Source organism: Microbacterium sp. S1037 (assembly GCF_048381605.1).
GTDB lineage: Bacteria > Actinomycetota > Actinomycetes > Actinomycetales > Microbacteriaceae > Microbacterium > Microbacterium testaceum_B.
Map to the genome: position 1 here is coordinate 46,567 of NZ_JBLWIG010000001.1, position 15,655 is coordinate 62,221.

13 protein-coding genes and 1 tRNA gene are annotated in these 15,655 nt (G+C 67.4%); 2 read left to right on the forward strand and 12 right to left on the reverse strand.

All coding sequences use genetic code 11. The features are described 5' to 3' along the window. Nucleotides 1–20: 20 nt before the first annotated feature. Complete coding sequence (locus ACMW4R_RS00205) at nt 21–941, reverse strand: DUF808 domain-containing protein (protein ID WP_058626705.1); 921 nt, start codon at nt 939–941, stop codon at nt 21–23. Nucleotides 942–1,062: 121 nt separating this feature from the next. Continuing rightward, a complete protein-coding gene (locus ACMW4R_RS00210) occupies nt 1,063–1,902 on the reverse strand; it encodes a PrsW family intramembrane metalloprotease (protein ID WP_418299877.1) in 840 nt (279 codons plus the stop codon). Nucleotides 1,903–2,136: 234 nt separating this feature from the next. Between ACMW4R_RS00210 and ACMW4R_RS00215 the strand changes: the two genes are divergently transcribed. Further along, nucleotides 2,137–3,075 carry a MauE/DoxX family redox-associated membrane protein gene (locus ACMW4R_RS00215; protein ID WP_418298782.1) on the forward strand — a complete coding sequence of 313 codons (939 nt, stop codon included), beginning with the start codon at nt 2,137–2,139 and terminating at the stop codon, nt 3,073–3,075. 47 nt (nt 3,076–3,122) lie between these two features. On the opposite strand, the gene ACMW4R_RS00220 is transcribed toward ACMW4R_RS00215, so the two are convergent. From ACMW4R_RS00220 to ACMW4R_RS00265, 10 genes are all read right to left on the reverse strand, one after another. Then, a tRNA-Ser gene (locus ACMW4R_RS00220) sits at nt 3,123–3,211 on the reverse strand. 98 nt (nt 3,212–3,309) lie between these two features. Then, a complete protein-coding gene (locus ACMW4R_RS00225) occupies nt 3,310–4,578 on the reverse strand; it encodes an LCP family protein (protein WP_418298783.1) in 1,269 nt (422 codons plus the stop codon). A gap of 121 nt (nt 4,579–4,699) precedes the next feature. Further along, nucleotides 4,700–5,119: an ATP-binding protein gene (locus tag ACMW4R_RS00230; RefSeq protein WP_418298784.1), complete on the reverse strand. Its 420-nt coding sequence runs from the start codon at nt 5,117–5,119 to the stop codon at nt 4,700–4,702. Beyond that, nucleotides 5,109–5,441, reverse strand: coding sequence for an STAS domain-containing protein (locus ACMW4R_RS00235; RefSeq protein ID WP_058595334.1), 333 nt, complete (start codon nt 5,439–5,441; stop codon nt 5,109–5,111). Before ACMW4R_RS00235 ends, ACMW4R_RS00230 begins: the two co-directional genes overlap by 11 nt. Next, nucleotides 5,438–6,628, reverse strand: a complete 1,191-nt coding sequence (locus ACMW4R_RS00240) for a PP2C family protein-serine/threonine phosphatase (RefSeq protein ID WP_418298785.1) — start codon at nt 6,626–6,628, stop codon at nt 5,438–5,440. The genes ACMW4R_RS00235 and ACMW4R_RS00240 overlap by 4 nt, the downstream gene beginning before the upstream one ends. Beyond that, the gene (locus tag ACMW4R_RS00245) at nt 6,625–8,676 is read right to left on the reverse strand and encodes a glycosyltransferase (RefSeq protein WP_418298786.1); all 2,052 of its coding nucleotides are present in this window, start codon (nt 8,674–8,676) and stop codon (nt 6,625–6,627) included. The genes ACMW4R_RS00240 and ACMW4R_RS00245 overlap by 4 nt, the downstream gene beginning before the upstream one ends. Continuing rightward, nucleotides 8,673–11,156: an OpgC family protein gene (locus ACMW4R_RS00250; protein ID WP_418298787.1), complete on the reverse strand. Its 2,484-nt coding sequence runs from the start codon at nt 11,154–11,156 to the stop codon at nt 8,673–8,675. Before ACMW4R_RS00250 ends, ACMW4R_RS00245 begins: the two co-directional genes overlap by 4 nt. 168 nt (nt 11,157–11,324) lie before the next feature. Beyond that, complete coding sequence (locus ACMW4R_RS00255; protein ID WP_418298788.1) at nt 11,325–11,489, reverse strand: hypothetical protein; 165 nt, start codon at nt 11,487–11,489, stop codon at nt 11,325–11,327. Between the two features lie 234 nt (nt 11,490–11,723). After that, nucleotides 11,724–11,996 carry a type II toxin-antitoxin system RelE family toxin gene (locus ACMW4R_RS00260; protein WP_418298789.1) on the reverse strand — a complete coding sequence of 91 codons (273 nt, stop codon included), beginning with the start codon at nt 11,994–11,996 and terminating at the stop codon, nt 11,724–11,726. Beyond that, a complete protein-coding gene (locus ACMW4R_RS00265) occupies nt 11,993–12,277 on the reverse strand; it encodes a type II toxin-antitoxin system Phd/YefM family antitoxin (protein WP_418298790.1) in 285 nt (94 codons plus the stop codon). The genes ACMW4R_RS00260 and ACMW4R_RS00265 overlap by 4 nt, the downstream gene beginning before the upstream one ends. A 481-nt stretch (nt 12,278–12,758) precedes the next feature. Here ACMW4R_RS00265 and ACMW4R_RS00270 point away from each other — a divergent pair, with 481 nt between their 5' ends. Beyond that, complete coding sequence (locus tag ACMW4R_RS00270) at nt 12,759–14,834, forward strand: CHAT domain-containing protein (protein WP_418298791.1); 2,076 nt, start codon at nt 12,759–12,761, stop codon at nt 14,832–14,834. Nucleotides 14,835–15,655 lie beyond the last annotated feature (821 nt).

Sequence of the window (15,655 nt, forward strand, 5' to 3'; positions counted from 1 at the left end):
TCCCCGCTCGGCGACGGAGGTCAGCCGTCGACGTGCGAGGGAGCGGGGGCGCTCTCGTCGGAGTGCCCTCCGCGCTTCGTCAGGCGCGTGATCCCGGTGATCACGGCGACGATGACGAGCCCGATCGCCAGGCCGAACACCGCGGACATCGCCGTCTCGACGATCCAGACGATCACGGGTCCCGCGGCCTCGATCGCGTGCGTCACGACGTGCACGAGGTCGTACGGCCCCGCCCACAGCGTCTCGGCGAGGTTCTGTAGCAGAAGGTGTCCACCGACCCAGAGCATCGCGACGGTGCCGACGATGCTGATGACCCGGAACACCGCGGGCATGGATGCCACGACCCGCACGCCGAAGCGGCGGACCCCGCGCGAGGGGCTCTTCATGAACCGCAGCCCGATGTCGTCGATCTTCACGAGGAGCGCCACGGCACCGTAGACGACGACCGTCATGGCGAGACCGATGATGAGGAGGGCACCCAACGTCATCCAGATCCCGAAGTCGGGGTCGAGACTCGACAGCGCGATCAGCATGATCTCGGTGCTGAGGATGAGGTCGGTACGGACGGCGCCGAGCACGAGCTTCTTCTCGTCGCGCGGGCCGTCGTCGTCGTGCTCTCCGTGGCTGACGCCGAACCACTCGAGCACCTTCTCGGCGCCCTCGAAACAGAGGAAGGCGCCACCGACGATGAGGAGGTACGGCAGCACCATCGGCGCGAAGGCCTCGAGCAGCAGCGCGATCGGGATGATGATGACGTACTTGTTGATGATGCTGCCGAGCGCGATCTTCCAGACCACCGGGAGCTCGCGCGCGGGCGTGAGCCCCTGCACGTACTGGGGAGTGACGGCGGCGTCGTCGATGACGACGCCCGCGGTCTTCGCGCTCGCCTTCATGGCGGCACTGAGGATGTCATCGACGACGGCGAGCAGACCGACAGACATGGAGATTCTCCGGGGGTAGGGGAAGGCGACGAGAGTCTTCAGTGAGGATATCGGCGCTGCCGAGACGGAGGGGCCCGTCGTCGCGGACCGGACCCTCCACCGCAGCGGCCCAGGGAGCAGGTCAGGCGGGAACCGGACTCGTCGGAGCTGTCGGCTGCGTCGCGGCGGCATCCGACACGCTGTCGTCGGGGAGCGGGGGCGCGGGATGCTTCTTCGCCACATGACGCCAGATCGGCACGCCGATCGCGATCACGACAAGCGACCCGCCGAACTCCGCGAGCAGGGACAGAAGGTCGCTTCCCGTCAGAGCGAGGACGATTCCGCCCGACCCATCCCATGCACCGTGCAACAGAGCGACCCCCACGTACGTCCCGAGCACAAGCCACGACAGGCGGAAGCGACCCGTCTTCGCCGCGGCCGTGAAGAGCGCCGCACCGAAGAGCGAGCTCCAGAGGACGTGGCCGAACGGAGCGAGCAGACCGCGGCCGACGGCCTCCCGCGCAGCGTCGATGATCGGGTCAGCGCCGCCCACCGACGAGGCGATGTAGAACATGGTCTCCAGTACCGCGAATCCGAGGCCGACGGCACCGCCGACGAAGAGACCGTTCCGCGTGCTCTTCGCGAGCTTCCAACCGACGATGACGATGACGATTCCCTTGCACAGCTCCTCCACGAAGCCGGCCATCGACAGCGCGAGAATGCCCTTCCCCCCGAATTCCGCCTGCGGGATCATCCCGATCAGCTTGTCCAGGGTCGCTCCGGCGGTGATCGCGAGCGTACCGCCGATCACGGCGGCGACGACGAGATTCACCGCGGTGATGGTGTCGGTGGTGCGCAGCCGATGCACCATGATCCAGAAGATCGTCGCCGGAACGAGCGCGGCGCCGACGAAGATCCAGGTCTCCTCCACCGCCGTGTTTCGCAGGATGTGCAGCACGACGATCCCGAGGTAGAACCACACCGCCAAGCCCCCAAGGAAGAACCAGATGGTGTGGGTGCGGCGATGCTCGCGGCGCAGCGGCGCGTGTCTGTGTGAACGAGTGATGTGCTTCTCCGCCGTGGTCACGGCTCTCCCCCTGTCCGGAACGCCCAGCGCGCCCTGAGTCAGAGTGTGGCAGAGCACATCACCCCGCCGTGGCCGAATTTCACCCGGCACGCTCCCCCGTCCGCTCCCGGGCGAAGCGATGCTGAAAGGATGCCCGTCCTCACCACGCTCCCTCCGTTGCTGCTCCTCGTCGTCCTCGGCGTCAGCGGGGTGAGCAAGCTCTTCGATCTCGGCTCCGCGGCGACGACGATGCGCGCCCTCCGACTCGGCGCTCTTCCCGCCCGGCCGACCGTCGCCGCGGTGGCGTCGGCGGAGCTCGCCGTCGCCCTCGGGCTCGCCTTCGGCACGCGCGAGCTCTCCTCCTGGACGGCCGTCGCCTCCCTCGTCGTGACGCTGGCTTTTCTCGCCGTCGCCGTCCGCGCGCAGCAGCAGCACTCCACCGACGAGTGCGGATGCTTCGGACGGGTGGCATCCACCCGGGTCGGCCCGTGGATGACGGCGCGCAACGTCGCCCTCACCGTCCTCGCCGCGGCGACACTCGCGGGGTCGGTCGTCGACCCGCCCTCGATCGCCCTTCTGCCGCGAACCTTCGGAGACCCCGTGTCGATGCTGGCCCTCGCCGTGACCGGCGCCGCGGTCGCCGTGATCGGAGCGTCCTTCCGGCCCGATTCGGCGACGGCAACCTCGGCGGCGGAGTTGTCCCTGCTCACCCCCGACGGAACGGTGGTGGTTCCGCGGCAGCGCGCACTGCGCGGGCGCGCGCAGCTCCTGCTGTTCGTGCGCCGCGGCTGTGCGCCGTGCGAGGCGCTGATCGAGCGCGCGACGACCGACCTGGCCGAGCTGGGTGCCATCGACGTCCGCCTCATCGCCGCCGTGGGCGACGATCGGCGCCCCGCGACCGACGAACCGATCCACACCGATCTGTCGGGGACGTTCGCCGAGTCCCTCGGCGTTCCCCCGGAGCGGCCCGCCGGCATCCTTCTGACGACGACCGGCGATCGACTCCTGCCTTTCGCCGTGGGCTCGGACGAGACGAATCTGCTCATCGACACCGTCGTCGCCGCCCTCCGCGAACAGAGTCTCGACTGACGCAGCAACGAGAAAAGCCCCGGCGAACCGGGGCTTTTCTCATGGTGCGGAGACGGAGGGATTTGAACCCTCGGTCCCCTTACGGGGACTCCACCTTAGCAGGGTGGTGCACTAGGCCTGACTATGCGACGTCTCCAGGTGATCGACGCCGGAGGCGCGAGCACACCGGTTCATACTACCCGCTCGCGCCCTGGCATCCGAATCCGAACCGGCCGGGATGCCAGGGCGAGAGCGTCAGCGGACGTTGCCGTTCGAGCAGGTCGCCTGCGCCGCGGTCTGACCCGCGATCTCCGACGGCAGGGTGATCGCCGACGAAGAGGGGTCGGGGGTGGGCGCGGCGCTGTCGGTCGGTGCCGGGGTGGCCGTGTCGGTCGGCGTGGGCTGGACGTTCTCGTCGACGACCACGCCGTCTCCGTCGCTCAGGTTGCCCGAGAGCTGCAGCGGCTGGTTCGCCGCGAGGGCGGCCCAGAGCGTGTCGGCCGCGTCGTAGTCGGGCACGACTCGGTTCGGGTCGGCCGAGTCCGTGAACGTCGGGTACTGGATGAAGACGATCTCGCTGAACGGGACGTCCTTCACGGCGGACGCGATCTGAACGAGCGTCAGCGGGTTGGTCAGCGATGTCGACGGGTCGACGTTACGTAGCGCGGTCGAGGCGAGCTTGTAGAGGGTCGCCGGGTTCGACAGCACCTCCTGGCTCTTCAGCTTGTTGGCCAGGCGCGACATGTACTGCTGCTGGTTCGAGATGCGGCCGAGGTCGCCCCCGTCGCCGACCCCGTGACGGGTGCGCAGGAACTGGAGCGCGTCGAGGCCCTGCACCGTGCGCATTCCTGCGGGCCAGTCGATGCCCGTGTACGGATCCTTGATGCCGTTGGCGATACACACGTCGACGCCGCCGATCGCGTCGGTGATGTTGATGACGCCGCCGAAGCTGACCTTCGCCGCGAACGGGATCTCGAGTCCGCTGAGCTTCGAGATGGTCTGCACGACGCACGACAGACCGCCATACGAGAAAGCGCTGTTGATCTGCTGCTTGCTCATCGCGGAGGTCTCGTTGCCGTTGGCATCCGTGCACGAGGGGATCGGAACCATGAGGTCGCGCGGGAACGAGATGACGGTCACGCGTCGCGGCTCGTCGGAGATGTGCACGAGCATGTTGACGTCGTTGAGACTGCCCTCGGAGTCGTCGCCCGAGCAGCGGTCGCCGAAGAGCGAGGCGAAGGCGGGCTCGCACTCGTCGGTGCCGACGAGCAGCATGTTGACGCCGCCCTTGAGCTCGCCGATGTCGGGAGGAACGGCGGGCTGGCCCTTCAGCTCGACCGCGTCGGCGGTGAAGCTCGAGGACAGGTCGTAGATCGCGTACGCACCGACTCCGAAGCCCGCGACGAGAAGAACGGCCAGGCCCACGGCGACGCCGCGGAGGATCTGACTGGCGGGGCTGAGCGTCCGCAGACGTCCGTGACGCGCGACGGTTCTCTGCCCGCGCGGGGTCGTGCTCTTGCTCACTCGGGTCCTTTCGGGGACGGATGCCATCCGGCCGGGCATCGCATCGCACCTGGGCCGCGGCCACAGGTCGGAGCCATCTTAGGGACGCGCGGCTGAGAATCGTGTGAGGGTCAGGGGAATCTCACACGGAGCGGGGACCGACACGGCGGACGAGGCGCCAGAGATTCCCCCGGCGGCGCTCGACCGAGAGCTCGTCGCACACCGCAGCCGCGATCGCGAGACCGCGGCCCGATTCGGCGAGCGCGTCGGCCATCGTGGCGGCGGTGAGGTCGAGGTGCACCGGCGGTGCGGAGTCGCGCAGGACAGCGCGCAGTTCGTCGCCGGCCGACAGCTCCACCGACAGCGAGACCTCGTCACCGCCCCGGGGTGCGTGCACCGCGATGTTCGTGGCGATCTCGATGACCGCGAGAGAGAAGAGCGAGAAGTCGTCCTCAGCGATGTGCGGAACGCTCTGAGCCAGTTCCTCGAGCGCGCCGTGCAGCCCTTCGACGAACGCGAGAGTCGCGGCCCCCTCGCGGGTGACGGTGATCTCAGACACCATCGAACGCACCGTCGGCGTCGGGGTACACATGGAGGACCCGATCGAGGTTGGTCAGGCGCAACACCTGTCGCACCTGTTCCCCCGCGGCGGCGATCCTCAGGTCTCCCCCGGCGACGCGTGTCGCTTTCAGGGCACCGATGAGTGCCCCGAGACCAGAGGAGTCGATGAAGTCGACTCTCTCGAGGTCGACGACGAGCCGGGTCCGACCGGCCGCGACGAGATCCGAGACCTCCGCTCGGAGCTGCGGGGCGACCGCGGCCGTGAGCCTTCCCTCGACCCCCAGGACGACCGCGTCCGCAGACTCGCGTCGTTCGATGTTCATCGTGCTCCTTCCCAGGCGACGTCGCCGTCGCGCGCCACCACCATCACCGTCACGTCGTCCGTCGCCGTCGCGCCGCGCGCGAGCCGCGCGGCCTCGTCCAGGGCGCCGACGATGCCATGCTCGCGAAGAACGCGCCGTACGTGCCCGAGGGGATCGGACGGATCCAGCACATCCAGCAGACCGTCGCTGCACACCATGAAGATGTCGCCCGGAGCGAGCCTCGTCTCGGCTTCGGCGCGCGCGTCCGCCAACCCCATCCCCAGCGGCATCCCGGTGGAGAAGAGGTGCTCCCACGTGTCGTCCGCGCGCAGGATGTAGCCGAGGCTGTGCCCGGCATCGACGAAGCGCAGGATGCCCGTACCCGCCTCCAGCTGGGCGTGGAACGCGGTGACGAAGGTGCCGAGGTCGGCGACGTCCGCCTCCAGCAGGCGGTCCGCCTCGCGGATGGCATCCAGGAGCTCTCGATCGGGGAGCGTGCGTAGCGAGGCGCGCAGGCCGACCGCCAGGAGGGCCGCGCCGAGGCCCTTGCCCATGACGTCGGCCAGAGTGAAGCGAACCCCCTCTCCGACCGGGTACCAGTCGTAGAGGTCGCCCGACATCTGGCCCGCGGCGACGGTGACGGCCGCGATCTCGTATCCGGGGAGTTCCGGCGCCGTGCGGGGGCGCAGGGTGCTCTGCACCGCCACGGCGTCATCGAGCTCGTTCTGCCGGAGGATCTCGGACTGGACCCACGCGGCCAGGTCGCGGAGCAGGTCTTCCTCGCGCTCGTCGAGCGAGCGGGGTTTCGTATCGAGCAGGCAGAGGGTCCCGATGCGTTCGCCCCCGGCCGCTTGCAGGGGATGACCGGCGTAGAAGCGCAGGTGCGGGTCTCCCTCGACGAAGGGGTTCGCGGCCCAGAGCTCGTCGGCGCTCGCATCGGGGATGACGACGGTGCGCCCCTCTCGCACGGTGAAGTCGCAGAACGCATCTTCGCGCGGCGCCTCGCGCCCGCCGAGACCGATCTCGGACTTGCGCCACTGCCGGTCGCGGTCGAGGAGCGTCACGCTCACCATGGGCACGCCGAACACCTCCTGGGCGAGGCGCGTGACGCGGTCGATGCGCTCGTCGCGCGGGGTGTCGAGGATGCCGAGCTCCTCGATCGCCCGCTGCCGGGCTGCATCGTCGAACTCCGGGATGGTCACACTCATCGGCGCTCCTTTCGCGACGACCGCCGCCCGTGCTCGGCGAGCCGCTCAGCCTCGGCGACGGGGTCGTACCCGGTGAAGGTCGCCGCCTGGAAGAGCACGCTGAGCACCACAAGATCGTAGATCGCCCACGCGATGTTGACGGCGGTGCCGATCGGCTCGGCACCGTTGACGAACAGGCGGATGGCGCCGACGATGATCGCCACGACCAGCAGCCCCATGACGACCAGCTGGGTCTTGATGAGGTGCCACTGCGGCCCGTTCGTGCTCGGACGCGTCTTCGGGGTCACGGCGAAACCGAGCGGAATCCGCAGGACGACGTTCGTGAACGCCGTCGAGCACGCTTTCAACCACACCGGGAACAACGCCAGGCTGTACTGCTGCCCGCGCCACGTGGGAGCCCCCTTCGCCGCGACGAAGAACAGCAGCTGATTGACGAGCATGAACGGGATGAACCGCGCGAAGAAGTCCCCCGCGTACGCGTGGACGGGAAGGATGCCGAGCACCAGGAAGATGATGGGGGCGGCGAAGTAGACCACGGCGGCGTACCCCGACAGGTAGCTCCACATCGTGGCGAAGTACATCAGCCGCTGGGGTAGCGACATGCCCCACTGCACGAGCGGGTTCTCGCGCAGGAGAACCTGCATGGTGCCCTGCGCCCAGCGCAGCCGCTGGGTGAGCATGGTGCCGAGGTCCTCCGGCGCAAGACCGTCGGCGAGCAGCTCGTGGTGATAGACGCTCTTCCACCCCATGCCGTGCATGCGCATCGACGTCGCCATGTCCTCGGTCACCGAGATGGTCGCGAGCGGCATGACCGGCTGCGCCTCTCCGGCGCGGTCCACGCCGATGGTGCGGAGCACCGCCTGCACGGCCTCGAGCGCGTTCAGCGGAGACAGTTCGCGCGTCGCGAGCGCGGCGACGGCCTGCTCCACGTCGAACGCCTGCTCCTCGGGCGTCGATCCCGCCCCGGCGGGCCCGGCCAGGGCGGCCAGCTCCCGCAGGTCGTCGTCGATCCCCGCGACGTCGGACGCCACGATCGACTGGGTGGCGGCATCCACTCGGCGGTGCAGGCGATACGTGACCTCGCCCAGCGGCTCGCGTGCACGCAGACGCGAACGGGCCTCCGCGACCCCGGCCGCCACCTCGTCGAGAGCCGCCGAGACCGCGGGGTCGGATGCCGCGGGTGAGGAGCGCGCCTTCTCGATCACGCGCGTCGCGCTGCGCAACGCGCGAGCGACCGATTGATCCAATTCGCGGACGTACCCGACGATGCCGAGCTGCATGAGGGCTTCGCGTCGCAGGATCGCGTTCGAGCCGCAGAAGAAGGCGGCGTTCCAGCCGTCCTTGCCCTGCTGGATAGGACCATAGAACAGCGGCGCCTGGCTGCCGAGGGGATCACCCGTGGCCACGTTGCTGAAGACCTGCGGCGTCTGGACGAGCGCCACCAGCGGGTCGCTGAAGTAGCCGAGCGTGCGGTCGAGGATCTCGGGTCGGGGGATCATGTCCGCGTCGAGGATGAGGATGAACTCGCCGTCGGTTGCCTGCAGGGCGTTGTTGATGTTCCCGGCCTTCGCGTGCCGCGGACGATCGTCCCACTCGGCCCCGCGCGAGATGTACCCGATGCCCGCGGCCTCGGCACGCTCGCGCATCTCGGCGCGTCCGCCGTCGTCGAGGATCCACGTGTGGTGCGGATAGCGGATGCGCTGCGCGGCGAGAGCCGTGGTCATCACGAGGTCGATTGGTTCGTTGTACGTCGCGATGAAGACGTCGACGGCGAGACCCTCGGCGGGTGGGGGCGGCGCCGGTCGGCCGCGGGCCTTCCACATCATCATCCCGAACAGACACACGTCGATCAGGCTGTAGGTCTCGGCGGCGATGAGCGGGACGGCGATCCACCACGCATCCCAGTTGAGCGAGAACAGCCATCGCCACGAGACGTAGTTGACCCCGAGAAGGATCGTGAGCACGACGACGATCCGCAGGACGAGCAGTCGGCCTTCGCTGATGCGAGTGTCGTCGGTCACGGCATCCGTCCTTTCCGGCCCGTTCATCGCGGCACCACCGCGAAGAGGAATCGCGTGCGCACCATGACCCACAGGAGGGCCAGGACCACGACGTTGGCGAGGGTGTCGAGCAGGAGGTCGCCGCGTGTGAGGAACGGGATGCTGGCGACCGCGAGGGCGAAGAACACGTGCATGACGAACACGTACAACGTGGACTGTCCGAGCGGGATGAGGAAGCCGCCGGCGATCGCGGCGATCGGCTTCCAGAAGGCCGTGAGCAGCGCGTAGAGCGCCACCACGAGCACGAGGACGTTCATCAGCCGACCCGGGGCGAGATAGGTGCGTTCGAACAGCGCTCCATAGACGCCGCGGAACGTGTTGTCGGAGATCAGGGCGAGGCGCGGGTCGCCCGGGGCCGGCGCGTACGGGTTGTTCCACGAGAACAGCATCAGCGCGACGGCGACCGCCACGATCGCGATCAACGCGACCCGGCCCGCCCGCGTGGCGAACCAGGCGAGGATCTCTCGGCGATGGAACCCGGCGACCATCCCGACGACGAAGAGCAGCTGCCACACCAGCAGCGGGAAGGAATCCTCGAACTGGGCGGGGACCAACCGGAACCGCGTGACGTGGCCCACCACGTAGAGCGCGAGACTCGCGCCCAGCACCCCCGGCCACCACCGCCGCCCGAGCGCCCACAGCACGAGCGGGGAGATCAGCAGCAGAACCACGTACAGCCCCATGACGTTGAACTGCCAGGGCCCCATCCGCAGGAGGAGGAAGTCGATCACGACCTGCGGATCCACGGGGTACTGCAGCAGTCGGTCGGCTCCGGCGTAGAGGTCGTACACCCGTCCCGTTGCGCCAGGACCGGCTGCGCCCGTGCCCTGATCGGTGAACGTCGTGACCGCCCGACCGTTGAGGAAGGGCAGGAGCGACAGGAAGAAGATCAGCACCACGACCACCAGCGCGGTGCGGTAGAGCTTCCACGAGCGCCCGGCGGTGCGGATCACGATCTCTCCGATGCCACCCGACACGAGTTTCGGCCGGTAGACGAGACCGAGCACGGCCCCCGAGAGCAGAACGAACAGCTCCGCGCCCGACACGACACCCAGGAACTCCTGCGTACCGATCTGCAGGTAGCTCGCGAGACCGAGGTGATTCACGACGACGAAGACGATCGCGAGACCGCGCAAGAGGTCGATGCGGGCGTCTCTCGAGGGCGAGCCGGCGTACCGCAGTCGCTGAGCGCGGGTCGAGCCGCGGGCCGCGAAGATCACCAGACCCGCGATGAGGGCGACGACCACCGCGACGAGGACCCAGCCCGCCCACCCCTCCACGGGGGTCGATACGGCAGACGATCCCGAGGGCTCGCGCACCGGGCCGAGCACCAGGTCGGAAGAGCGCAGGTCGCTGACGAAAGCCGAGCGCACGGCATCCGACGACAGGGTCACGGACCAGTCGATCACCGTCTCGCCCACGACGCCGCGCGTGGTGGCGGTGTCTTCCCAGATGACCGCAGCGAGCGAGGGAAGGCGACCGGATGCCACCGCCCCCTCGATCTGCCGCCACCAGGCCGACTTGACCTCGAGCTCGGAGGCACCGCCGACGCTCGCGCTGTAGAAGGCCGCCGTCTCGATCAGCAGGGGCCGGTCCGGTGAGGAGTACACACCGGCGAAGTCCGGGGTGCCGGATTCGTCAGCGCCGGTCAGGCGCGAGACGAAGGCGTCCGGGGCCGGCACCACGTTGCGGGCCTCCACTCCGCCCGTCTCGTCGAAGTAGAGCGACAGCCCCACCGCGTCGACCGCGGAGTCGCCCGGGTAGTAGGGCGCGTACGGATCGTCGGCGGAGGTGAGAGCGCCGTCGCCGTCGGTGTCGGTCCCCGCGGGTGCGGGGGTGGACGTCGCCGCGAACGGGTAGTCCCCGCCCCAGAACGGCGACCACACGAGAGCCGCGTCGAGGAGTCGCTCGTGCACGACGTCGGCGAAGAGGGTGAATGCGTCGCCGTATTCCTCGGGTCGCTGCCCCCACCCCACCCACGTCGTGTTCATGTCGGGCGCGAAGCTGAGGTACAGGGGGGCGCCCGTGGGCCGGGCGATCTGGTCGAGCGCGTCGACGAAGGCCTCGGCGTCCCCGCGGTCGAGCTCGGCCAGCGGCACCGTGGGGTTCACCGCGACCACCGCGATCGCCCCAGCCTCAGCGGTCTGGTCGAAGAAGCCCGCCAGATACCCCTTCTCCACGTCCGTGAGGGGGTACGAGACATCGCGCTGATAGATCGCGCTGGGTGCACCGAGTCGTTCGGCCTGGTCGGCGACGCTGTCGCTGCTCCAGTCGAGGATCGACCCGAAGTACGCGCCGTCTCGCGGGATGAGGTCTGTCGGCTCTCCTCGATCGGATGCCAGGGCCGGCGGCGCGCTCAAAAGAACGACGAGGAGAGCGGCGGGGAGGGCGATGACACACCGGGCGATCCGGGCCGGCGAGAGGCGGCTCTGCGGAGCCGCACGCTCCTCGAATTCCCGATTCTCCACGTCGAGCCAGCCCCCGTTTCCGTCGACTGAATGGACCCTATCGAAAGGCTGTGAGGGTGAGGGCGGGTGGTACGGAGAACGCAATACAGGCGTCCGGAGCCGCAAGCGGCGGAGGGTTCGGAGCTCCCGTCGCCGCCCCAGGAGAAACGCAGCGCCTGCTCGGCTGGATCACGAAGCGGGCCCTGCCACGTCGGCGACGTCGTAGAACGCGATCGGCTGCCCGGGGCCCAGCGCCGCGAAGCCATCGAGACCGGTGTTCGCGTACATGCGCAGGGATGCCGCGCCACGAAAGCCCGCCATCGGTCCGAGTTCGTTCCCGAAGGCGACATCCATGTGTGCACCGTCGGGGTGAATCCGGCTCACCTGACCCGGGACATTCACCTCCGCGACTGACCCGCGGCGGCTGAGGCTCGCCGGATCCGACTGCTTCTCTCACGGCCATCCAGACGGCACCGACAACGTCTTGGACCACCGTGACGACGAGCGAGGCCCCGATCGCGCACCCACGCCTCGAAGGCGAGAGTCTCGATTAGGTGCCGCCGACCGGAGCGGGATTACCTGACTGGATCAGCGGCGATAAGCGTCGCGACGATGAACGACGGAGACGGCCTCGATGATCAGGCGCTCATCGACGATCCGATAGAGCACTCTGTATTCGCCCCGGCGAGCCGAGTAAAGCGGCGCCAAGGGTTCCCGGAGCGGCTTCCCTACTCGTCGCGGGTTTTCGCAGAGCGCGCCGACGATGAACTCGAAAGCCGCAGCCGCCACCTTCTCGAGAAGGTCGTGCTCGAGCGCGTGACGGGCGCTCCGAGTGAAGACGACCTCGCAACCGTCGCTCATGCAGAAAGGCGACCTCGCGCGCGCATCGCAGCACGCACCTCCGCAGCCGAGAAGACGTCTCCAGCCTCGAACTCGGCGAGACCACGCCTGATTGCATCGACCTCGTCAGGGCGACTCAGGACATCGACCGTCTCGAGCAGCGCGTCGTAGTCGTCCGCGCTCAAGAGAACGGCGACTCGGTCTCCGTTCTTGGTCACGTCGAAGCGCTCGTGGGTCGTCCGCGCCGACTCGACCAGCTTCGAGAGGTTGGCGCGTGCGTCGGCCAGCGAGAGCGTAGTCATGTACAGAATTATAGCGCACTCGCTTCGCGCCGCTGGGGTTGGGCGATGTTCCGCGCACGGGACGGCCGTCCATATCAACCGAGACACGCCCGGCGCCCCCGACGACCGCGGCCTCCCGCTCAGCCAGCCATAACGACGGAAGCGGCCCCCTGCGGGAGCCGCTTGCGTCGTTGCGGAGGGTGTGGGATTCTCCCCACCGCCCCTCCACGCGCCGCTGTGCGACGCGCGGAGCCTCCGGCGGCGTGGGCCCAACTCCGTTCGCCTCCCGCTCAGCCAGCCATAACGACGGAAGCGGCCCCCTGCGGGAGCCGCTTGCGTCGTTGCGGAGGCCACGCAATGGCTTTCGAACCCCTCCTGGGAGACAAAGCGGTTGCTCGACTGGATCGACTCCCGATCCGCTCGCTAGCCCCAGCGAAGGACTCCTAGGGGGTGTTTAGTGATCATGTAGACGCCTCGCCCTCAGATAATGGAGACTCGGCCCATGGAAAGCCTGAGCGTGCCGCGACCGCTATACATCGTCGCCTGCGATCTACCGGGCGCAATGGACCGACCACGCCAGCCCCTGCTGCTGACGGGCGAGGGGACACCGCTACTCGACGCCGCCGGAGTGTTCGATGAGGAACTCCTACCGGCACTCGTCGGCATCCGCTATGCGCTGCACCTTCCGAAGACGCGCTTCGAGACGCTCGACCTGCCACTCGCCGCTATCCAGGAAACCCGGGCCACCGCTGCCAAGCACCTCATTCTGCTCGCCCCGACGGAGCTTCTCGCCATCGATGACCACCTGGCAGCCCTGGCACAGCTTTACGACCTCGTCCTCACGATCTGCCCCCCTGAGGCTTTGACCGTGGCCCAAGAAGCTCATAGCAAGTTCACTTTCACTCTGCCACCTGTCGCGTTCGACCAGATATCTCAGGCCTCTCTCGACCAGCACTGGCTCGACCTGACCGATCGCTGGAAAGGCGAGTGGCCCGTGGGAGCGCCTCTGGACCCCGCAGCCCCAAGGTGGATGGAAGTGCCACTCACAGGCGGGTCGGACCTCTCATACAAGCGGCTCGCCCGACTAATGGGACATCCACACACGCAACCGGAGATGTACGACGACGTTAGTGCTGGCGCCCTCGATCTCCTCACGTTGAAAACCCGACTTCGAGCACTCGTTGAGCTTGAAGACGTCGAATTCGACCCGAAGGACCTTGCAACTCTGCTTCCCCAGACCGCGCGGAAGTTGGCCCCGTCGATGAGGTCGCAGCTATCCCTCGCGGCGCCTGGTGTAGCACCCGGTTACCGGAAGAAGATGATCGCGAACGCCAGCCGCCCGCCTGGCGACGGCGTATGGGACAAGGATCAGGAGGAGGTGTTCAGCCTGCTTGTCGCTCACGACGCCACCGCGACCGACGCCATGGGGGTGGTCTTGCCTCCGCTCAATGACGCCTTGTTCCATGGGCTTGCCGCATTGGAAAAGCACTGGGTCGAAGGGGCTCGTCCCACCGCCGTGAAGGCCCTAATGCGAAAGCTCAACACCGCGGCCGCCGACCTATGGTCTGGCTCGCTTCCCACGGTGCTAGCGCGCGCATCCGATATCCACGCGTTCACAAATTTCCCCCTTGGCCTCCTAACTCTCCCCGGTGACACCGCCCCGCTTGCGACGATCACACCGATCGCCTACCGGCCGATCAACCCGCTGACCCGGGCTCTGCAGGTCGAACTGAGCCCAGATGCCGAGGTCCTGATGGACGGCAAATTGCGAGTCCTAATTGCAGAATGCATCCCCGACGACGACCCGGTCGGCGCGGTGTCACGTCGCGCATGGGCCTTTACGGCGACCACGCTCTCCTCAAACGACATCGAGATTGACGTGAGGGAGACGCTGAATGCCAGGGCGCTTCGCGAGGCGATCGCAGAGGTGAGGCCCTCTGTGCTTGTCATCAGTGCCCACGGCTTCCAGCAGCCCGACGCGAACATTGCGGGCCTGATGATTGGCAACGAGCCGGTCATTGGACTGGAACTTGGCCAGATGCCCCCGCTAGTCATCCTCAGCGCCTGCCACACCGGTCCGCGTGGCGGCGGAGTGGTGGCGGTATCTGACATGATCGTCGCGTCCGGCGCCACGGCTGTCCTGAGCACCCTCGTACCGGTCGACGTATTTCATAACTCGACTTTTACGATGCGCTTCCTGTTGTACCTCGCAATGGCTGCCGCCGGCGAGGAACCGCAAACGAACGTACTGGAGGTCTGGCATCGGGTGCAGGCCAACTCAGTCATCCAGGACATCGCTTATGGCAACGACCAGCTCCGGGAATGGGCGCACCGGAAGGTGGGAGAGAAGTCTCCCATCGAGGAGTTCATGAGCGACGCTTCGCGGGGGCGGCTCCGTCGAGGTCATTCTTACCAGGACGCAGAAACAGTCATCTCTGAGATCGCAGATCGCCAGGGAGACGGCCAGAAAGTCCGTGCGTGGCTTAAAACCCCCGGGTACCTGCCCGAAACCATCATGTACACCCTGGTCGGCTACCCCGAGCTGATTCGCCTACAACCCGAGCACAGCGAAGACTAGTTGAGAGGGTAAAGATTCCACCCTTCGGACCTTCGGAAAGCTAGCCGAAGGGAGTGAAAATTCAAGCCTGAATCCAATCTAATTCGAGCGAAAAGACATGGGAACGAGCCAAACCATGTGAAGTTTCTGGGCTGTACTTCGTGGTGTATGGAAACAGCATGCTCGTCGGCTGATACCGTTCATCAGTCAGAAAGTACCAACCAAACCCAAGGACCTGCGTTTTAGGTCCGACGGGTGCCAGATAAAGATTGACCGGCCGGAGACTACGTTCGTCGCGCACGATATCCCGCAATGTCGCGGCCGTAACCCACGGATCGCTAGCCGCACAGTAGACGAAAGATCGGTCACTCAGCCGGGTTAACGATTCGTCAACCTCAGCCACTCGAAGTTGACTCTCTTGGTACATCTGAGGTTGCAGCCCAGGGAGCCCGAGAAGAATCTTGTGTTTCGCTCGCGCCCGACTCTTCGCCAGTTCCGCCACTAAGCGAGAGTCGTAACCGGCACCAATGATTAGCACTTCATCTGGAATACGCGCGTCGTGCGCACCCTCGAGGGCTGGCACCTGCGCCACCAAACACGCAGGTGGCCGGATGGGCGGGAAAGAACGCATGATCCCGAGCGCGAGCTACTCGTTAGGCGACCGCGCGCGGTGCCGATGGGGCCGCGGATGATCGCATAGTGGCTCTTCGCAAGACCCTTCTCAGCGTGAGCAACTCGCGCCGTTTGACAAACGCCAACTTGAGCTGTGCATGACTCTGAATCTCCGGCCCTCGGCTGCGAGCGAGAAGAACCACCCGCGACGAAGAGCGCATGACGATCGC